This window comes from Citrobacter sp. C348 (genome assembly GCF_047467975.1).
Lineage (GTDB): Bacteria > Pseudomonadota > Gammaproteobacteria > Enterobacterales > Enterobacteriaceae > Citrobacter > Citrobacter gillenii.
Genome location: NZ_JASJUJ010000001.1, coordinates 534807 through 555559, shown reverse-complemented (window position 1 = coordinate 555559; position 20753 = coordinate 534807). Strand labels below are relative to the sequence as shown.

Below are 20753 nucleotides of genomic sequence, written 5' to 3'. Positions count from 1 at the left end.
TCAGCGTCCGTTGAGTGATGAACCGGGTCATGACAAGTATAGAGCCTGTTGGCGTGCGTGAGTTTTCATCAAGTGACAGGGTGAGAAAGACTCTATATTTTGAAAGCTAGCCAATCCAATCCCGAGGTCATTATGAGCAAACCTGCAATTACGCTGTGGTCAGATGCCAACTTTTTCTCCCCCTATGTGTTGTCTGTTTACGTTGCGCTACAGGAGAAAGGGCTGCCTTTTACGCTGAAAACCGTTGATCTCAGTGCGGGCGAGCATTTACAACCCGCCTGGCAAGGATATGCGCTGACGCGTCGCGTCCCGGTTCTTGAGATTGACGGTTTTGAATTGAGCGAATCATCGGCGATTGCGGAGTTCCTGGAAGAGACCTTCTCGCCGCCGCAGTGGGAACGCATCTATCCGCATGATGTGCAAAAACGGGCGCGAGCCCGCCAGGTTCAGGCGTGGATCCGCAGCGATCTGATGCCTATTCGTGAAGAACGTTCCACGGACGTTGTGTTTGCCGGGGTGAAGAAAGCGCCGTTGAGTGAAGCGGGTAAAGACAGCGCAGAAAAATTGTTCGCCACGGCGGGAAGTTTGCTTGCTCATGGGAAACAAAATTTATTTGGCGAATGGTGTATCGCAGATTGTGATTTAGCGCTAATGCTTAATCGTCTGGTGCTAAACGGAGATGACGTTCCACAGGCGTTAGCCGACTACGCCACCTTCCAGTGGCAGCGGGCTTCGGTACAACGTTTTATCGCGCTTTCAGCGAAGCGATCCTGCTGATAATTGAGCCATAATCCAGTATCATTGAACGGTATTATACGACGAGGAGTGAGTGATGAAGCTGATGTTCGCATCGGACATTCATGGGTCGTTGCCAGCCACGGAGCGCGTGCTTGAATTGTTTGCCCAAAGCGGGGCGCGATGGTTGGTGATATTGGGTGATATTTTAAACCACGGACCGCGTAATGCGCTGCCGCAAGGTTATGCACCAGCGCAGGTTGCTGACCGCTTGAACGCGCTAGCGTCACGTATTATTGCGGTACGCGGCAATTGCGATAGCGAAGTGGACCAAATGCTTCTGCATTTTCCAATTACCGCGCCATGGCAGCAGGTTCTGATGGATAATCTGCGGCTCTTTTTGACGCACGGGCATCTTTATGGCCCGGAAAACCTCCCGGCGCTGAATGCGGGTGATGTGCTGGTTTATGGGCATACACATCTGCCGATTGCCGAGAGGCGTGGTGATATTTACCACTTTAACCCCGGCTCGGTCAGCATTCCGAAAGGGGGTTTTACGGCAAGCTACGGGATTCTGGATGATAATGTTCTCAGCGTAATGGCACTCAATGATCAAAGTATCATTGCGCAGGTAGAGATTAATCCGTAAGTTACCCCACAAACGTAAACGCGCCGTAAGAGCGCTAGAAAAAAGAAGGTTTCCTGATGGTGGAACAGCATCGTTTGGCAAGTACGGAATGGGTGGATATTGTGAATGAAGACAACGAAGTCATCGCACAGTCCAGCCGGGAACAAATGCGGGCGCAGCGCTTACGTCATCGCGCAACGTATATCGTTGTGCATGATGGTATGGGCAAAATTCTGGTTCAGCGTCGTACCGAGACAAAAGATTTTTTGCCCGGCATGCTGGATGCTACCGCGGGCGGTGTTGTTCAGGCGGATGAGCAAATGCTTGAATCTGCCCGCCGTGAAGCGGAAGAAGAGTTGGGCATTGCGGGCGTACCGTTTGCTGAACACGGTCAGTTTTATTTTGAAGACCAACACTGTCGCGTATGGGGAGGGCTGTTTAGCTGCGTATCCCATGGTCCGTTCGCGCTGCAGGAAGAAGAAATTAGCGAAGTCTGCTGGCTAACGCCGGAAGAAATTACCGCGCGCTGCGATGAGTTCACCCCGGACTCGCTGAAAGCGCTGGCGCTGTGGATGACCCGCAACGCCAAGAATGAAGGGGCGAAAGCCGAAAAACAGGAAGAGGCGGAGTAAATTCCGCTTATCCAGCCTACCCAGTAATACAATCGGGTAGGCCGGGTTACTCGCTTTGACATCGCCATCCGGCGTTGTTAATTAGTGATACCCCATTATCTGCGCACCAATCACCACCACGCTGGACATAATAAACAGCAGTCCCAATAGTGTGGCACCTACCTTCAACCAGTTACGAAAATCCACCCGACAAACACCGAGCGTTGCCATCAGTGATGCCGACGTTGGATAGATAATGTGGCTGAACCCGTCGCCAAACTGGAAGGCCAGCACGGTCACCTGACGGTTTACGCCGACCAGATCGCCCAGAGGCGCTAACAGCGGCATAGTTAGCGCTGCCTGACCCGAACCGGAAGTGACGAAGAAATTAAATACCGCCTGGAACAGCAGCATAAACCACGCAGCAATGGCGTTGTCCAGACCGCTAATGCCGTTGGCGATGCTGTGTAGCAGGGTATTCAGTACGCTGGCATCGCCTGCCTCACCATTACCGACCAGCAGTAATATCCCCTTGGCAAAACCGACTAGCAGGGCCGGGGCGATCATCATTCGTGCGCCTTCGGTAAATGACGAGGCCATAATGTTGACCGTCATGCCGTTGAGTCGGAAGACGACGCCGATAATGCCAATCACCAGACCCATCGTGAAGAACTGGCTGGCGATTTCAGGAATGAACCATGCGTTGACGATAACGCCCCAGACCACCCAGATCATTACCGCAGTGAGTACGAGCAGTACCAGCCAGTCGCCCAGCGTGAAGCGCCGTTCCACAACCTCATCCTGCTGTTCGCGGAAAAAACGGTCTGATTCATGAACGCGGGACAGCAGGGGATTTTTCTTGATGCGCGAAGCGTAGGCCAGCGTAAACGTCAGGCCAATCATCGTGGCAACGACCCACACTACGATACGCAAACCAGAGCCGGAGAGCACCGGGACGCCCGCAATACCCTGCGCGACAACCACACAGAACGGGTTCATCCATGAACTGGCAAAGCCGATTTGGGTGGCAATGTAGGTCACCAGCACGGTGGTAATACTGTCGTAACCTAAGCGCACCATCAGCGGGGCGATGATAATGGCAAAGGCGACCGCCTCTTCTCCCATACCAAAGACCGCGCCACCCAATGAGAAGAGGATAAACAGCACCGGGATGAACAAGACCTCGTTACCCCGGGTATGGCGGATGAGCGCCAGGATGCCGTTATCAATGGTTCCGGTACGCATAACAATGCCAAACGCGCCGCCGATCACCAGCATAAACATAATGATGCCAACGGCAGTACCGAATTTAGAGCCGGAGGTTAACCCTTCGAACGGAAAATTCATCAGTCCGGGACTTTCATCGCCGGTGGTGAAAAATTTCACCCGGTGATACTGCTCTTCGCCGGCATCGTTGGTCAGAATGCGAAAAGAGTGGGGATCGACCACTTTACGGGTTTTGGTTTGTCCATCAACCTGGTACTGCACTTCTTGACTGTCGAACATGCCGACGGGAACAACCCAGGTGGCCAGACTGGTTAAAATAGCGACGAAAAAAATAATCACCAGCGTATCGGGCATGGCCCATTTTTTCGCGGGTTGTGATTCTGTAACTGCAGACATGACAGACTATCCCTGTTGCAAAGCAAAGAGGCTAAGTATGCGAAGAGAAGAATAGTTATTCATTGATGCAGCGCAGCTAAGCAAAATTTTCAGAATTTGCGAGTGCGATCGCGGAGATAAAAAAACCGGAAATATCAGCTATTTCCGGCTTATATGAGCATGATGTGTAGACCGGATAAGGCGCTTAGCGCCACTATCCGGCACACGCAGCAAATTACTGCTGCTGCTGGGAAGACTGGATCGCGGTCAGTGCGATAGTGTAGACGATATCGTCTACCAGCGCGCCACGAGACAGGTCGTTCACCGGTTTGCGCATACCCTGCAGCATCGGCCCGATGGAGATCAGGTCGGCAGAACGCTGTACCGCTTTGTAGGTGGTGTTACCGGTGTTCAGATCCGGGAAGATGAACACGGTAGCGCGACCTGCAACCGGAGAGTTCGGCGCTTTAGATTTCGCAACGTCAGCCATAACAGCGGCGTCGTACTGCAGCGGACCGTCGATCATCAGGTCTGGACGTTTTTCCTGAGCCAGACGCGTTGCTTCGCGGACTTTCTCAACGTCGCTACCTGCACCAGAGGTACCGGTGGAGTAGGAGAGCATCGCTACGCGCGGTTCGATACCGAAGGCCGTTGCGGAGTCTGCGGACTGGATGGCGATTTCTGCCAGTTGTTCTGCAGTCGGATCCGGGTTGATCGCGCAGTCGCCGTAAACGTAAACCTGATCCGGCAGCAGCATGAAGAACACAGAAGACACCAGAGAGCTGCCCGGTGCAGTTTTGATCAGCTGCAGCGGTGGGCGAATGGTGTTTGCGGTGGTGTGAACAGCACCGGAAACCAGGCCGTCAACGTCGTCCTGCTCCAGCATCAGGGTACCGAGAACCACGTTGTCTTCCAGCTGTTCGCGGGCAACGGTTTCAGTCATACCTTTGTTTTTACGCAGTTCGACCAGGCGGGCCACGTAGCTTTCGCGAACCACATCCGGGTCAACGATTTCTACGCCTGCGCCCAGTTCAACGCCCTGAGACGCTGCAACACGGGTGATTTCATCCGGGTTACCCAGCAGTACGCAGGTTGCGATACCACGTTCAGCACAGATAGCTGCCGCTTTAACAGTGCGCGGTTCGTCGCCTTCTGGCAGAACTACGCGTTTGCCTGCTTTACGCGCCAGCTCGGTCAGCTGGTAGCGGAACGCTGGCGGAGACAGACGACGGCTGCGCTCAGAGGTCGCAGTCAGGGATTCAACCCAGTCAGCGTTGATGTAGTTAGCAACGTATTCCTGAACTTTCTCGATGCGCTCGTGATCGTCAACCGGGACTTCCAGGTTGAAGCTCTGCAGGCTCAGGGAGGTCTGCCAGGTGTTGGTGTTTACCATGAATACCGGCAGACCGGTTTCGAATGCACGTTCGCACAGTTTGGTAATGCGCGCGTCCATTTCGTAACCGCCAGTTAGCAGCAGAGCACCGATTTCTACGCCGTTCATTGCCGCCAGGCATGCTGCAACCAGCACGTCAGGACGATCGGCAGAGGTCACCAGCAGAGAACCGGCACGGAAATGCTCGAGCATGTGCGGAATGCTGCGTGCGCAGAAAGTCACAGACTTCACGCGACGGGTATTGATATCGCCTTCGTTAACGATGGTGGCGTTCAGGTGACGCGCCATATCGATTGCACGAGTGGCGATCAGATCAAAGCTCCACGGCACCGCGCCCAGAACCGGCAGCGGGCTGGATTCTTGCAGTTTAGCCGGGTCAACTTTAACCACTTTCGCTTTGGAGGAGTCGTCAAAAATTTCGGACAGATCCGGGCGAGTACGGCCCTGCTCATCAACCGGTGCGTTCAGTTTGTTAACGATAACGCCGGTGATGTTGGTATTTTTAGCGCCGCCGAAGCTGCTGCGAGTCAGTTCAATACGCTCGTTCAGCTGTTCCGGGGTGTCAGTACCCTGAGACATTACGAAGACGATTTCCGCATTCAGCGTTTTCGCAATTTCGTAGTTCAGAGATTGAGCGAACTGGTGCTTACGGGTTGGGACCAGGCCTTCAACCAGCACCACTTCAGCATCTTTGGTGTTCGCGTGATAGTTTGCGATGATCTCTTCCATCAGCACATCTTTCTGATTGCTGGAGAGCAGAGACTCAACGTGGCTCATCTTCAGCGGCTCAGCGGCTGGCAGAGACGAGTTCGCACGGACAATCGCAGTAGTCTGGTCTGGCGCATCGCCACCGGCACGCGGTTGAGCGATCGGCTTAAAGACGCTCAGACTTACGCCTTTACGTTCCATTGCACGGATCACGCCAAGGCTGACGCTGGTCAGACCGACGCTGGTTCCGGTAGGGATCAGCATAATAATACGGGACACGGTTTATCCTCTTTCGTTACCGTCGATTTCGACGGGTTACAAAACAGCACCGCCAGCTAGGCTGGCGGTGTGAAATCAGGCAGTCAGACGGCTCGCGTCTTGCGCGATAACCAGTTCTTCGTTGGTTGGGATAACCACCGCAGGACGGGTACCTTCTTTGTTGATGAAACCAGATTTGCCGAAACGGGCGGCCAGGTTACGTTCGTGGTCTACTTCGAAGCCCAGAACGCCCAGTTTGCCCAAGGACAGTTCACGAACCATCGCGGCGTTTTCACCGATACCACCGGTGAAGACGACGGCATCCAGACGACCGTCCATCAGTGCGGTGTAAGAACCGATGTACTTCGCCAGACGGTGGCAGTAAACGTCCATTGCACGTTTAGCGTCTTCTTTGGTGGTGTAGTTGTCTTCAACATAACGGCAGTCGCTGGTGACTTCAGTCAGACCCAGCAGGCCAGACTCTTTGGTCAGCATTTTGTTGATCTGGTCAACGCTCATGCCCAGGGTGTCGTGCAGGTGGAAGATAATCGCCGGGTCGATGTCACCGGAACGCGTACCCATCACCAGACCTTCCAGCGGGGTCAGACCCATGGAGGTATCAACACATTGACCGTTACGGATAGCAGAAACTGAACCACCGTTGCCCAGGTGGCAAGTGATGATGTTCAGTTCATCAACCGGTTTGTTCAGCATTTTTGCCGCTTCTTGAGTGACGAAGAAGTGGCTGGTGCCGTGTGCGCCATAGCGACGAACACCGTGCTCTTTGTACAGGCTGTACGGCAGAGCGTAGAGGTAAGATTCTTCCGGCATAGTCTGATGGAACGCGGTGTCAAACACGGCCACGTTTTTGTCTTTCAGATTAGGGAAAGATTTTAGCGCTTCTGCAATACCGATCAGGTGAGCCGGGTTGTGCAGCGGTGCGAAAGAGGCAGAATCTTTGATGCCCTGAATAACGGAATCATCGATAACCACGGAGCTGGTATACTTCTCGCCGCCGTGTACGATACGGTGACCAATCGCAGTCAATTGCGCGGACAATTCCGGTTTTTGTGCCAGAATAGTGTTAACGATGAAGTTCAGCGCTTCACTGTGAGCGGCGCCTGCACCTAAAGCCGCTTCTTGTTTACCGCCGTCCATTTTCCACTTGATACGTGCTTCTGGAAGATGGAAACATTCGGCTAAACCAGAAAGGTATTCTTCACCGTTTACTGCATCGATGATGGCAAATTTCAGTGAGGAGCTACCGCAGTTCAGAACCAGTACTAACTTACTCGACATGGAAGTACCTATTTATGGATACGTGGCTAAAAAAACGTCATGGAGTCAAAGAGCGTAGCGCATGATGACACCGACGTTTATGATTAACATCATGCGCCGTTGTCTTTTTGGGCATGACGGAATAAATACCTTTGAGTCTATGTCATTTTGCGTATTTTTCAGCCAATGGCATACTGTATGCCAATTTGACGACTCAATGATTTTGGACTAAAGGCCTTACAGGCCGACACAGGATACCTGATTGTGGGTATCGAAGACAAAATGTTTTGAACGATGTCCCTTGTAGTTGTTGTTTTGCACAAATTTTTTAAATTTTATATGTGAAGTTGAGGTAACCGCCATGTCGACACCGGATAATCGCTCCGTAAATTTTTTCAGTTTGTTTCGCCGGGGGCAGCACTACGCGAAGACGTGGCCGATGGAAAAGCGCCTGGCACCCGTATTTGTTGAGAATCGCGTGATCCGCATGACGCGTTACGCGACCCGTTTTATGCCGCCGATTGCTGTCTTTACCCTGTGCTGGCAAATCGCGCTGGGTGGACAACTGGGACCGGCCGTAGCAACCGCGCTGTTTGCGCTCAGCCTGCCGATGCAGGGCATGTGGTGGTTAGGTAAACGTTCCGTTACGCCGCTGCCGCCCACTATTCTCAACTGGTTCTATGAAGTCCGGGGTAAATTACAAGAGGCCGGCCAGGCACTAGCTCCGGTGGAAGGGAAGCCTGATTATCAAGCGCTGGCTGACACGCTTAAGCGCGCCTTCAAACAACTGGATAAAACTTTTCTCGATGATTTGTAATTGACCCCTGATTACGCATATAAAAGAAGGCATAAGATGCCTTCTTTTTTTTCATCGCAGCAGTAGTGATACAGGAGTCCCAAATGGAAATGACCAACGCTCAACGTCTCATTTTATCTAACCAGTACAAAATGATGACTATGCTCGATCCAACCAACGCCGAGCGTTATCGTCGTTTACAGACGATTATTGAACGCGGTTATGGCTTGCAGATGCGCGAGCTCGATCGTGAGTTTGGTGAGCTGACAGAAGAAACCTGCCGCACAATTATCGATATCATGGAGATGTATCACGCATTACACGTTTCATGGACTAACCTTAAAGACGCCCAGTCCATTGATGAGCGCCGCGTCACATTTTTGGGCTTTGATGCCGCAACGGAAGCGCGCTTCCTCGGATACGTGCGTTTTATGGTCAATGTGGAAGGGCGTTATACCCACTTTGATGCAGGTACGCATGGCTTTAACGCCCAGACGCCGATGTGGGAAAAATATCAGCGTATGTTGAGTGTCTGGCATTCTTGCCCGCGTCAGTACCACCTGAGCGCGAATGAAATTAACCAAATCATTAATGCCTGAGGGGGCGAGCGTGCAGTGCAAAGGCTTTCTGTTTGATCTGGATGGTACGCTGGTCGATTCCTTACCTGCAGTAGAACGTGCATGGTGCAACTGGGCCGATCGTTTTGGGCTTGATCACGATGAGGTGCTGGGTTTTATTCACGGTAAGCAGGCGATTACCTCCTTGCGACACTTTATGGTGGGTAAGTCAGAGGCTGAGATTGCCGCGGAATTTACGCGCCTGGAGCAAATAGAGGCCACGGAGACCGCAGGCATCACCGCGCTGCCAGGGGCGGTGGATTTGCTCAATCATCTCAATAAAGCCGGGATCCCCTGGGCTATCGTCACTTCAGGATCAATGCCGGTGGCGCGGGCGCGCCATCGTGTTGCGGGTCTGCCTGCGCCGGAAGTGTTTGTTACTGCCGAGCGGGTAAAAAGAGGTAAGCCAGAGCCTGACGCCTATCTGCTCGGCGCGCAGCTGCTGGGTCTTGCGCCGCGTGAATGTGCCGTTGTTGAGGATGCGCCAGCCGGGGTGCTCTCTGGCCTGGCAGCTGGGTGTCATGTCATCGCGGTAAACGCGCCGGCGGATACGCCGCGTCTGGATGAGGTCGATTTTGCGCTGACCAGTCTGGAGCAGATTTCCGTGACGAAACAACCCAACGGAAATGTGGTCGTTGTAAGAAATACCTGAACATGATTTAGCCCCAGATTGTTGGGGCTTTTTTATGGCAGAATCGGTCCATCCCTCTCATTTAACAAGGATATGTTGTGAACGGTGAATTGATCTGGGTTCTCTCATTGCTGGCAATTGCCGTGGTTTTGTTTGCGACGGGCAGAGTGCGTATGGATGCGGTCGCTTTGCTGGTCATTATTGCGTTTGTTTTGAGTGGAACGCTGAGCATTTCCGAGGCCTTCTCCGGTTTCAGCGATCCTAACGTTATTTTGATAGCCGCTCTGTTTATTATTGGCGACGGCCTGGTGCGCACCGGGGTGGCGACCGTGATGGGGGCCTGGCTGGTGAAGGTCGCTGGCAGCAGTGAGGTTAAAATGCTGGTGCTGCTGATGATAACCGTCGCCGGACTCGGCGCGTTCATGAGTTCTACCGGCGTTGTCGCTATCTTTATCCCGGTTGTCTTAAGCGTCTCCATGCGCATGCAAACCGCACCTTCACGCTTGATGATGCCGCTCAGCTTTGCCGGATTGATCAGCGGCATGATGACGCTGGTGGCAACGCCGCCTAACCTGGTCGTCAACAGTGAACTCCTGCGCGAAGGGCTTAACGGTTTCAGCTTCTTTAGCGTGACGCCGCTGGGTCTGGTGGTGCTGGTGCTCGGCATTATTTATATGCTGCTGATGCGCTTTATGCTGAAGGGCGATGATGCCGGTCAGCAGGGCGATGTCTGGAAACGCCGGACGTTTCGCGATCTGATCAAAGAATATCGCCTCACGGGACGCGCGCGCCGACTGGCTATCCGCCCCGGTTCACCGATGATTGGTCAACGCCTGGATGATTTAAAACTGCGTGAACGCTACGGGGCAAACGTCATTGGTGTGGAACGCTGGCGTCGTTTTCGCCGCGTCATTGTTGACGTCAACGGGGTTTCTGAGTTTCGTGCCCGTGATGTTTTGTTGATCGATATGTCTTCAGCCGATGTCGACCTGCGCGAATTTTGTAGCGAGCAGTTGTTGGAGCCGATGGTGCTGCGCGGCGAATATTTCTCCGAGCAGGCGTTGGATGTGGGTATGGCGGAAATTTCGCTGATCCCGGAATCGGAATTGATCGGTAAAACGGTGCGGGAGATTGGATTTCGTACCCGCTATGGACTTAACGTTGTCGGATTAAAGCGTGATGGCGCGGCGCTAGCCGGGGCGGTCGTCAATGAGCCGCTGCTGATGGGCGATATTATTCTGGTGGTGGGCAACTGGAAACTGATCACCGCGTTGGGGAAAAAGGGTCGTGATTTTGTGGTGTTGAATATGCCCGTTGAGGTCAGTGAAGCTTCTCCGGCGCACAGCCAGGCACCGCATGCGATTTTCTGTCTGGTCCTGATGGTTGCCCTGATGCTGACCGATGAAATCCCCAACACGGTAGCCGCGATTATTGCCTGTCTGCTGATGGGTAAATTCCGCTGTATTGACGCAGAAAGCGCGTATAAAGCTATCCATTGGCCGAGCATTATTTTAATTGTCGGAATGATGCCTTTCGCGCTGGCCCTGCAAAAAACCGGCGGCGTCGATCTGGTGGTGAAAGGCCTGATGGACGTGGGTGGGGGATATGGTCCGTACATGATGCTGGGCTGTCTGTTTGTACTGTGCGCCACCATCGGATTATTTATCTCGAATACTGCGACGGCGGTGTTGATGGCGCCGATTGCACTGGCGGCAGCGAAGTCGATGGGAGTTTCACCGTATCCTTTTGCGATGGTCATTGCGATGGCGGCATCTGCAGCCTTTATGACGCCGGTATCGTCACCGGTTAACACGCTGGTACTGGGACCGGGTAACTACAGCTTCAGCGACTTCGTGAAGATTGGCGTGCCGTTTACACTGATTGTCATGGTGGTCTGTATTGTGATGATCCCGATGCTGTTTCCGTTCTAATGCTTCCCTGGAGTCGTTTCGCGGGTCTTGTAGGCCTGATAAGCGTAGCGCCATCAGGCATGATGCCGGATGGCGACGTAAATGTCTTATCCGGCCTACAAAGGCAACGTCGCCGCAAATTTACAATGGCGAGTCCTGGCTAATTTCATCCAGCGAGAGATGGAAACTCGGTACAAATACGTCTAAAAAATAGCCCATCTCTTCACTGCGACGCGATTCCAGCGTTTTTTCCAGCCGCGTTTTCGCAAGCAGAAATTCATTATTTCCGGCTGAAAGTTCCTCAAGGCACTTCAGATAGGCGCAAAGCGCATCGGCCTGTTTAACAATCGCGCGTTCTTCTTCGCTGCTGGCGTGTTCATCAATTAACGGCGCAAAAATATCGCGCAGTTCATCAGGCACCATGTCGACCAGTTTTTGCTGGGCAATTTTCTCAATGGCTTTATATTCCTGGGCGATTTGCGAGTTAAAGTATTTCACCGGGGTCGGGAGGTCACCGGTCAGCACTTCGGAGGCATCGTGGTACATCGCCAGCAGGGCAATGCGTTCGGCGTTAACCTGACCGCCGAACTTGCGGTTCTTGATTGCCGCCAGCGCATGCGCAACCATCGCGACTTGCAGACTGTGTTCAGATACGTTTTCGGTGCGCACGTTGCGCATTAGCGGCCAGCGGTTAATGAGTTTCAGACGGGAGAGGTGGGCAAAAAAATGGCTCTGCTTCATAACGACCCTTATATGATGGCACCTAAGAGTCATTTTGCGCAGAGAAGGCTGTCAGATGCAAATACTCGTCATAATTCAAGTTGCATGCGCGTTGGCTTTCCTCATTCACCCCAGTCAATTACTTTTGTAAGCTCCTGGGGATTCATTGCGTCGCCGCCTTCCCGCAACTCGAATTATTTAGAGTGTTCTGGTTGCTGATTTTCGACTTACAGCTGGTGATAGCCAGACAGGAAGCGCTCAAATTTGCTTAGCGACATTTCGATATCGTCAATACGCGGCAGCGTCACGATACGGAAGTGATCCGGCCACGGCCAGTTGAAGGCTGTGCCCTGCACCAGCAGCACTTTTTCCTGTAACAGGAAATCGAGCACCATTTTCTGGTCGTCATGAATATTGAAGCGTTTGGCGTCAATTTTCGGGAACATGTACAGTGCGCCGCGCGGCTTCACGCAAGAAACGCCGGGAATGTCGTTGAGTAATTCCCAGGCACGGTTGCGCTGTTCATACAGACGTCCGCCGGGCATGATGAATTCGCTAATGCTTTGGTATCCGCCCAGTGCGGTTTGAATAGCATGCTGTGCTGGAACGTTGGCGCATAAACGCATAGACGCTAGCATTTCCAGACCTTCAATATACCCTTTCGCGTGTTTCTTCGGTCCGTTCAGTACCATCCAGCCCTGACGGAAACCCGCAACACGGTACGTTTTTGACAGGCCGTTGAAGGTGATGGTCAGCAGGTCTGGTGCCAGCGGGGCAATAGAATGGTGCTCTGCGTCATCATAAAGAATTTTGTCGTAAATCTCGTCAGCAAAGATAATGAGATTATGCTGACGTGCAATTTCAACAATCTCCAGCAGAAGCTCTTTAGAATAGACTGCGCCGGTAGGGTTGTTGGGGTTGATAATAACAATCCCACGCGTGCGAGGGGTAATTTTGGCGCGAATATCGTCGAGGTCCGGGAACCAGTCAGAGGATTCATCACACAGGTAGTGCACAGCCTTACCGCTGGAAAGCGATACCGCCGCCGTCCACAGCGGATAGTCAGGCGCAGGTACCAGCATTTCGTCCCCGCTGTTCAGCAATGCCTGCATCGCCTGCACGATCAATTCGGAAACACCGTTGCCGATATAAATGTCTTCCACGGTAACATCGCGCATCCCACGTGCCTGATAATGCTGCATGATGGCTTTGCGGGCGGAATAAAGGCCTTTTGAGTCACAATACCCTTGCGCGGTAGGCAAATTACGGATCACATCAACCAGAATTTCATCCGGTGCTTCAAACCCGAATGGCGCTGGGTTGCCGATGTTTAGTTTCAGAACCTTATTGCCTTCTTCTTCCAGACGCTTTGCTTCTTTCAGAACCGGGCCACGAATGTCATAACAGACATTTTCTAATTTGCTGGATTTTTCAATAGGGGACATGAATCTTGACCTTTTAGCTGTGAATGCCACTCCCTGCCGTGGAAGTCAGCACAGAACAATGTACTCTTCCAACGGTGCATTTTGAAGGGTCTTTAGCAGAAGATTTTGATGAACTATGCAGTTATAATCAACCGTTAATGGCTGTTAAATCATTATAATTTAGAGTTTTATTCTTATTAATATATATTTCGTAGTTATCTGTTTTGATGTGATGCCAATGTTGTGGTCGTTTATCTGGTAAGAAATAGTTATGTATCGGGCACGAAAGCAATCGTTCTCTGGGGTGAAAAGAAGAATTCGGAAATACGGAACACTTATCTCCACTGCCTGTTATCGGCATGATCGGTCAGCGCTACAGTGTGAATCTATTGTTAAGCATAATTAATGAATGGTGGAAATTTTAATTAATTATTATTTAATATTTAAACAGCGCTCATTGAATGCGTTAATAATACGAAAACGGCTAGCCTGACATAACACCTTTGCGCATCAGATTATTCACGATAACACTTATAAATATAGTGGTTTTGGGTTAAGATAAGTCCCATGAAATGGTGTGTTGCGTATGTTGTTTGATAATTCTAATGCTGACACGTTGACCATAACATACTGAAAAATTAGCTTTTAATGTGTAAATTGACGTCCATAAACTATTTTTTCATATTTACAAAATTTACATGTTTTCCATTAGTAAGAATCTGCCTGTAGCTAAAAAATGGCGCTTTCTCTTTGCTATATTCTGATGAGCCATGCGGCGCATTATATAGCGAAGTAAGAGGGTTGTTTCAGTTGTTACATCTAATACATCCTTATTTTCACTTAGTTACACTAAGTGAAACTACGAGGCAGGCACATTACAAATGGAATTTTTGTTTCTGAATGCACAGCATTAACCCGGAATGACCCGCGAGTAAGTGAAAATTTATGATAAATGCAAATCGTCCGATAATTAACCTCGATCTCGATCTGCTGAGAACGTTTGTTGCTGTTGCCGATCTGAATACTTTCGCGGCTGCGGCTGCTGCGGTATGTCGCACTCAGTCTGCGGTGAGCCAGCAAATGCAACGCCTCGAGCAACTTGTCGGGAAAGAGTTGTTCGCGCGCCATGGACGTAACAAACTGCTGACGGAACACGGTATCCAGCTGTTGGGTTACGCCAGAAAAATTCTGCGCTTCAATGATGAGGCTTGCTCATCATTAATGTTCAATAATCTTCAGGGCGTGTTAACTATTGGCGCCTCTGATGAATCCGCCGATACGATACTGCCGTTTTTGCTCAACCGCATCAGTTCGGTTTATCCGAAGCTTGCGCTGGATGTGAGGGTCAAGCGTAACGCCTTTATGGTGGATATGCTGAAGTCACAGGAAGTGGATTTGGTGGTGACCACCAACCGCCCTGGGGATTTCGAGTGCCTGAATCTGCGTACCTCTCCGACGCACTGGTATTGCGTGGCTGAATACATCCTGCAAAAAGGGGAACCGGTGCCGCTGGTCCTGCTGGACGATCCCAGCCCGTTTCGCGATATCGTGCTGTCTACGCTAAACGCTGCGCAGATCCCGTGGCGTTTGGCCTATGTGGCGTCAACATTGCCTGCGGTTCGCGCTGCAGTAAAAGCAGGATTGGGCGTCACGGCCCGTCCGGTAGAAATGATGAGTCCGGACTTGCGCGTGTTAGGTGCGGTGGATGGTTTGCCACCGTTGCCAGAAACTGAATACCTGCTGTGCTGCGATACCAGCACGCAAAACGAGTTAGCTCAGGTTATCTTTAAGTCGATGCAAACGTACCAAAACCCATGGCAATACAATCAGTTTACCCCTGAAGGGGGAGATGATTCGCTGATCGTTGAAGGTGACTTTGAGTAATGCGTCACAAATAATCGTTTTAAAATGTAAGTGCAAAAAAGAGCCACTAAAGATGAAATAACTTCCAGTGGCTCTTTTTTTATACAAAACAGGCAGTCTATGGTCTGTTTGTAAATGAAAAGTGAATAAAATCAGTAGGTAAAAGATTTTCGACTAAACTGGGCAAAAAACAAACAAAAGAAGGGCCTATTATTTTCATGTTAAAAAACTAGAGAAATTGTTGCTGTTTTTTATGGTGGATTAACAAAAGCGTGTCACAGATCAAGAAAATACTCACATTTAGGGGGAGGCATCTGCACGAATTCCTGTCAAAATAGAGGTGTATTATCTTTTTTACTTCACTACGGACACGATTCAACAACATTAAAATGAGCTCATGACAGGATTGGAAAAAGTCTAAATAGCACTTTATGTTAATGAAACTGAATTGGTGTAAAATAATGTGAGGAAACTTTTGTTAAAGTTGACAAAAGGTTATAGAAAGGAGTAAAAAACCCCATCAATTGGCTGTATAAATGGTTTTCTACAGTGATTGTAAGGTTTTTTTTATTCCTCCCCATGAATCGATGTGGCGTTCATCTGCCGTAAAGAGCAGAGAATTTGGCGCTACTTTTGATGAGTAAGCAATGAGTATGTCAACATCCACTGAAATCATCGCTCATCACTGGGCATTCGCTATCTTTCTTATTGTTGCCATTGGCCTGTGCTGCCTGATGCTCGTCGGCGGCTGGTTTTTAGGGGGTCGCGCGCGCGCGAGATCTAAAAACGTGCCGTTTGAATCAGGTATCGACTCGGTCGGCACCGCCCGCTTGCGCCTGTCTGCCAAGTTTTACCTGGTAGCCATGTTCTTCGTTATCTTCGACGTTGAAGCGCTGTATCTTTTTGCATGGTCAACATCTATCCGTGAAAGCGGCTGGATTGGCTTTGTGGAAGCTGCAATTTTTATTTTTGTGTTACTGGCAGGTCTGGTTTATCTGGTGCGTATTGGCGCGCTGGACTGGACGCCCGCGCGTTCACGCCGCGAGCGTATGAACCCGGAAACGAACAGTATCGCTAATCGTCAACGCTAACCGCGAGGCATTAAGATGGATTATACGCTCACCCGCATAGATCCTAACGGTGAGAACGACCGTTACCCCCTGCAAAAACAGGAGATCGTAACCGACCCCCTGGAACAAGAAGTTAACAAAAACGTGTTCATGGGCAAACTGCATGACATGGTTAACTGGGGCCGTAAAAACTCAATTTGGCCATACAACTTTGGCCTTTCCTGCTGCTACGTTGAGATGGTGACCTCGTTCACCGCCGTGCATGACGTGGCCCGTTTTGGCGCAGAAGTTCTGCGTGCCTCTCCGCGTCAGGCCGACCTGATGGTCGTGGCCGGCACCTGCTTTACCAAAATGGCCCCGGTTATTCAGCGCCTCTACGATCAGATGCTGGAACCAAAATGGGTTATTTCCATGGGCGCATGTGCCAACTCCGGCGGTATGTACGATATTTACTCCGTTGTACAGGGCGTTGATAAGTTTATTCCGGTTGATGTGTACATCCCGGGATGCCCGCCGCGTCCGGAAGCCTACATGCAGGCACTGATGCTGCTGCAAGACTCCATTGGCAAAGAACGTCGTCCGCTCTCATGGGTGGTTGGCGATCAGGGCGTTTATCGCGCAAATATGCAGTCAGAGCGTGAGCGTAAGCGCGGCGAACGTATTGCTGTAACGAATCTTCGCACACCGGACGAGATTTAATCTGCGCCTGTCGGCCTGGGGATTATCTTCGCATATCACTATTCAAATAGCGCGAAGCCAGGCTTAACAGTCACCACGAACCATTTGCAATGGTGAACAATATGACCGACTTAACCGCGCAAGACGCTGCCTGGCAAACACGGGATCATCTCGATGACCCGGTCATTGGCGAACTGCGCAACCGTTTTGGGCCGGATGCCTTTACCGTTCAGGCGACTCGCACCGGGGTACCCGTTGTTTGGGTCAAGCGTGAACAACTCCTGGAAGTGGGTGATTTCTTAAAGAGATTGCCGAAACCTTACGTCATGCTGTTTGACTTACACGGCATGGACGAACGTCTGCGTACGCACCGCGAAGGGTTACCTGCCGCGGATTTTTCCGTTTTCTATCACCTGATCTCCATTGAACGCAATCGCGATATCATGCTCAAGGTGGCGTTGTCTGAAAACGATCTGCGCGTGCCGACGTTCACCAAACTGTTCCCGAACGCCAACTGGTATGAGCGTGAAACTTGGGAAATGTTTGGTATTGATATCGAAGGCCACCCGCACCTGACGCGTCTTCTGATGCCGCATACCTGGGAAGGCCATCCGCTGCGTAAAGATTACCCGGCGCGTGCGACTGAATTCGATCCGTTTGAGCTGACCAAAGCCAAGCAGGATCTGGAAATGGAGTCACTGACCTTCAAACCTGAAGACTGGGGCATGCAGCGTGGTACCGAAAACGAGGACTTTATGTTCCTCAACCTCGGTCCGAACCACCCGTCTTCTCACGGTGCATTCCGTATTGTTCTTCAGCTTGACGGCGAAGAGATCGTCGACTGCGTGCCTGACATCGGCTACCACCATCGTGGCGCCGAAAAGATGGGTGAACGTCAGTCCTGGCACAGCTACATTCCGTATACCGACCGTATCGAGTATCTTGGCGGCTGCGTGAACGAAATGCCGTACGTGCTGGCGGTAGAAAAGCTGGCGGGCATTACCGTACCGGATCGCGTCAACGTGATCCGCGTTATGCTTTCTGAACTTTTCCGTATCAACAGCCACCTGCTGTATATCTCCACGTTCATTCAGGACGTCGGCGCGATGACCCCCGTGTTCTTCGCCTTTACCGACCGTCAGAAAATCTATGACGTGGTGGAAGCGATCACCGGTTTCCGTATGCACCCGGCCTGGTTCCGTATCGGTGGCGTTGCACACGACCTGCCGCGCGGTTGGGACAAGCTGCTGCGTGATTTCCTCGACTGGATGCCGAAGCGTCTGGATTCCTACGAGAAAGCTGCGCTGCGCAACACCATCCTGAAAGGCCGTTCGCAGGGTGTTGCCGCTTACGGTAAGAAAGAAGCGCTGGACTGGGGTTGTACCGGTGCTGCGCTGCGTGCAACCGGTATTGATTTCGACGTGCGTAAGTCACGTCCGTACTCTGGCTATGAAAACTTCGACTTCGAAATCCCGGTGGGTGGTGGTGTTTCTGACTGCTACACCCGCGTGATGCTGAAAGTTGAAGAGCTGCGCCAGAGCCTGCGCATCCTTGAGCAGTGCCTCAACAACATGCCGGAAGGCCCGTTCAAAGCGGATCACCCGCTGACCACGCCGCCGCCGAAAGAGCGCACGCTACAGCATATCGAAACCCTGATCACCCACTTCCTGCAAGTGTCGTGGGGCCCGGTTATGCCGGCGCAGGAATCCTTCCAGATGGTGGAAGCGACCAAGGGTATCAACAGTTACTACCTGACCAGCGATGGCAGCACCATGAGTTACCGTACTCGTATCCGTACACCGAGTTATGCGCATTTGCAGCAGATCCCGGTAGCGGTACGTGGCAGCCTGGTGTCCGACCTTATCGTCCATCTGGGTAGTATCGATTTTGTTATGTCAGATGTGGACCGCTAATTATGCACGAGAATCAACAACCACAAACCGAGGCTTTTGAGCTGAGTGCGGCTGAGCGTGAAGCGATTGAGCACGAGAAGCACCACTACGAAGACCCGCGTGCGGCGTCCATTGAAGCGCTGAAAATCGTTCAGAAACAGCGTGGCTGGGTGCCGGATGGGGCGATCTATGCGATCGCTGATGTGCTGGGTATCCCGGCAAGCGACGTTGAAGGTGTTGCCACGTTTTACAGCCAGATCTTCCGCCAGCCGGTCGGTCGCCACGTGATCCGCTACTGCGACAGCGTGGTGTGCCATATCAATGGCTATCAGGGGATCCAGGCGGCACTTGAGAAAAAACTCAACATCAAGCCGGGGCAGACGACCTTTGACGGTCGCTTTACGTTGCTGCCGACCTGTTGCCTGGGGAACTGCGACAAGGGGCCGAACATGATGATCGATGAAGATACGCATGCTCACCTGACCCCGGAAGGCATTCCCGAACTGCTGGAGCGGTATAAATGAAAGACATTATCCGTACTCCCGAAACGCATCCGCTGACCTGGCGTCTGCGCGATGACAACCAGCCAATATGGCTGGATGAATACCGTAGCAAAAACGGTTACGAAGGTGCGCGTAAGGCCCTGACCGGGCTGTCACCGGACGAAATCGTTAATCAGGTGAAAGACGCTGGCCTGAAAGGGCGCGGTGGCGCAGGCTTTTCCACGGGTCTGAAGTGGAGCCTGATGCCGAAAGACGAATCCATGAACATCCGTTACCTGCTGTGTAACGCCGATGAAATGGAGCCGGGCACCTATAAAGACCGTCTGTTGATGGAACAGCTGCCGCACCTGCTGGTGGAAGGCATGCTGATCTCCGCGTTTGCGCTGAAAGCGTACCGCGGTTACATCTTCCTGCGCGGTGAATACATTGAAGCGGCGGTGAATCTGCGTCGCGCCATTGCTGAAGCGACCGAAGCGGGTCTGCTTGGCAAAAATATCATGGGCACCGGTTTCGACTTCGAACTGTTTGTGCACACCGGGGCAGGGCGCTACATCTGCGGTGAAGAAACCGCACTGATCAACTCCCTCGAAGGCCGTCGTGCTAACCCGCGCTCCAAGCCGCCTTTCCCGGCAAGCTCTGGCGCATGGGGTAAGCCGACCTGCGTGAACAACGTCGAAACTCTGTGTAACGTACCGGCTATCCTCGCCAACGGCGTGGAGTGGTACCAGAATATTTCGAAGAGCAAAGACGCAGGCACCAAGCTGATGGGCTTCTCCGGTCGTGTGAAGAATCCGGGACTGTGGGAACTGCCGTTTGGGACCACCGCGCGTGAAATCCTCGAAGATTACGCGGGTGGCATGCGTGATGGCCTGAAGTTCAAAGCCTGGCAGCCGGGCGGTGCGGGGACAGACTTCCTGACCGAAGCGCACCTTGACCTGCCGATGGAGTTCGAAAGCATCGGTAAAGCGGGTAGCCGTCTGGGTACGGCGCTGGCGATGGCGGTCGATCACGAGATTGGCATGGTGCCGCTGGTGCGTAACCTCGAAGAGTTCTTTGCCCGCGAGTCCTGCGGCTGGTGTACGCCGTGCCGTGATGGTTTGCCGTGGAGCGTAAAAATTCTACGTGCGCTGGAGCGTGGCGAAGGCCAGCCTGGGGATATCGAGACACTTGAGCAACTGTGTCGTTTCCTCGGTCCGGGTAAAACCTTCTGTGCACACGCACCGGGTGCGGTCGAACCGCTGCAGAGCGCCATTAAATATTTCCGCGAAGAATTCGAAGCTGGCATCAAGCAGACCTTCAGCAATACCCATGCGATTGGTGGTATTCAGCCGAACCTGTTGAAAGAGCGCTGGTAAACGCAGGCCTGAGCCTGTATCGCGATATGAAATTCGATTAACGCTTGGTCACTGACTAAGCCAACTGGAAGCATGCTGACT

At 52.0% G+C, this 20753-nt stretch carries 18 protein-coding genes; 13 read left to right on the top strand and 5 right to left on the bottom strand.

Annotated features, from left to right (window positions below):
- The first annotated feature begins 132 nt into the window (after positions 1-132).
- Genes yfcF through yfcD form a run of 3 tightly spaced genes read left to right on the top strand, consistent with a single transcriptional unit; the run spans position 133 to position 1995 of the window.
- On the top strand, positions 133-777 hold the full coding sequence (gene yfcF / locus QNN86_RS02605; RefSeq protein WP_414210582.1) for a glutathione transferase: 645 nt from the start codon (positions 133-135) through the stop codon (positions 775-777).
- Between the two features lie 55 nt (positions 778-832).
- On the top strand, positions 833-1384 hold the full coding sequence (gene yfcE, locus QNN86_RS02600) for a phosphodiesterase (RefSeq protein WP_279277880.1): 552 nt from the start codon (positions 833-835) through the stop codon (positions 1382-1384).
- Between the two features lie 56 nt (positions 1385-1440).
- Complete coding sequence (gene yfcD / locus QNN86_RS02595; RefSeq protein ID WP_096756361.1) at positions 1441-1995, top strand: NUDIX hydrolase YfcD; 555 nt, start codon at positions 1441-1443, stop codon at positions 1993-1995.
- An 81-nt stretch (positions 1996-2076) separates the two neighbouring features.
- On the opposite strand, the gene yfcC is transcribed toward yfcD, so the two are convergent.
- The 3 genes from yfcC to ackA form a co-directional block, all read right to left on the bottom strand.
- Complete coding sequence (yfcC, locus tag QNN86_RS02590) at positions 2077-3597, bottom strand: putative basic amino acid antiporter YfcC (RefSeq protein ID WP_279277881.1); 1521 nt, start codon at positions 3595-3597, stop codon at positions 2077-2079.
- A gap of 214 nt (positions 3598-3811) precedes the next feature.
- Positions 3812-5956: a phosphate acetyltransferase gene (pta, locus tag QNN86_RS02585; protein WP_181617438.1), complete on the bottom strand. Its 2145-nt coding sequence runs from the start codon at positions 5954-5956 to the stop codon at positions 3812-3814.
- Between the two features lie 75 nt (positions 5957-6031).
- Complete coding sequence (ackA, locus tag QNN86_RS02580) at positions 6032-7234, bottom strand: acetate kinase (RefSeq protein WP_181617437.1); 1203 nt, start codon at positions 7232-7234, stop codon at positions 6032-6034.
- A gap of 340 nt (positions 7235-7574) precedes the next feature.
- Here ackA and yfbV point away from each other — a divergent pair, with 340 nt between their 5' ends.
- The 4 genes from yfbV (at position 7575) to QNN86_RS02560 (ending at position 11188) form a co-directional block, all read left to right on the top strand.
- A complete protein-coding gene (yfbV, locus tag QNN86_RS02575) occupies positions 7575-8030 on the top strand; it encodes a terminus macrodomain insulation protein YfbV (protein WP_181617436.1) in 456 nt (151 codons plus the stop codon).
- Between the two features lie 83 nt (positions 8031-8113).
- A complete protein-coding gene (locus QNN86_RS02570; protein ID WP_096756365.1) occupies positions 8114-8608 on the top strand; it encodes a YfbU family protein in 495 nt (164 codons plus the stop codon).
- On the top strand, positions 8601-9278 hold the full coding sequence (locus QNN86_RS02565; RefSeq protein WP_181619499.1) for a sugar phosphatase: 678 nt from the start codon (positions 8601-8603) through the stop codon (positions 9276-9278). The genes QNN86_RS02570 and QNN86_RS02565 overlap by 8 nt, the downstream gene beginning before the upstream one ends.
- Before the next feature lie 77 nt (positions 9279-9355).
- On the top strand, positions 9356-11188 hold the full coding sequence (locus QNN86_RS02560; protein ID WP_181617435.1) for an SLC13 family permease: 1833 nt from the start codon (positions 9356-9358) through the stop codon (positions 11186-11188).
- 120 nt (positions 11189-11308) lie between these two features.
- Here the strand turns inward: QNN86_RS02560 and yfbR are convergent, their stop codons facing one another.
- Positions 11309-11908, bottom strand: a complete 600-nt coding sequence (yfbR, locus tag QNN86_RS02555; protein ID WP_181617434.1) for a 5'-deoxynucleotidase — start codon at positions 11906-11908, stop codon at positions 11309-11311.
- A gap of 206 nt (positions 11909-12114) precedes the next feature.
- Positions 12115-13332: an alanine transaminase AlaA gene (gene alaA / locus QNN86_RS02550; RefSeq protein WP_096756369.1), complete on the bottom strand. Its 1218-nt coding sequence runs from the start codon at positions 13330-13332 to the stop codon at positions 12115-12117.
- 924 nt (positions 13333-14256) lie between these two features.
- Between alaA and lrhA the strand changes: the two genes are divergently transcribed.
- The 6 genes from lrhA (at position 14257) to nuoF (ending at position 20672) form a co-directional block, all read left to right on the top strand.
- Positions 14257-15195, top strand: a complete 939-nt coding sequence (lrhA, locus tag QNN86_RS02545) for a transcriptional regulator LrhA (RefSeq protein ID WP_414210581.1) — start codon at positions 14257-14259, stop codon at positions 15193-15195.
- A 626-nt stretch (positions 15196-15821) separates the two neighbouring features.
- Positions 15822-16265, top strand: a complete 444-nt coding sequence (gene nuoA, locus QNN86_RS02540; RefSeq protein WP_003028077.1) for an NADH-quinone oxidoreductase subunit NuoA — start codon at positions 15822-15824, stop codon at positions 16263-16265.
- Between the two features lie 15 nt (positions 16266-16280).
- On the top strand, positions 16281-16943 hold the full coding sequence (gene nuoB / locus QNN86_RS02535) for an NADH-quinone oxidoreductase subunit NuoB (protein WP_003028075.1): 663 nt from the start codon (positions 16281-16283) through the stop codon (positions 16941-16943).
- Positions 16944-17032: 89 nt separating this feature from the next.
- Positions 17033-18835, top strand: a complete 1803-nt coding sequence (gene nuoC / locus QNN86_RS02530; protein ID WP_096756372.1) for an NADH-quinone oxidoreductase subunit C/D — start codon at positions 17033-17035, stop codon at positions 18833-18835.
- A 2-nt stretch (positions 18836-18837) separates the two neighbouring features.
- Positions 18838-19338 carry an NADH-quinone oxidoreductase subunit NuoE gene (gene nuoE / locus QNN86_RS02525; RefSeq protein ID WP_003028069.1) on the top strand — a complete coding sequence of 167 codons (501 nt, stop codon included), beginning with the start codon at positions 18838-18840 and terminating at the stop codon, positions 19336-19338.
- Positions 19335-20672 carry an NADH-quinone oxidoreductase subunit NuoF gene (gene nuoF, locus QNN86_RS02520; protein WP_096756373.1) on the top strand — a complete coding sequence of 446 codons (1338 nt, stop codon included), beginning with the start codon at positions 19335-19337 and terminating at the stop codon, positions 20670-20672. Before nuoE ends, nuoF begins: the two co-directional genes overlap by 4 nt.
- Positions 20673-20753: the final 81 nt, after the last annotated feature.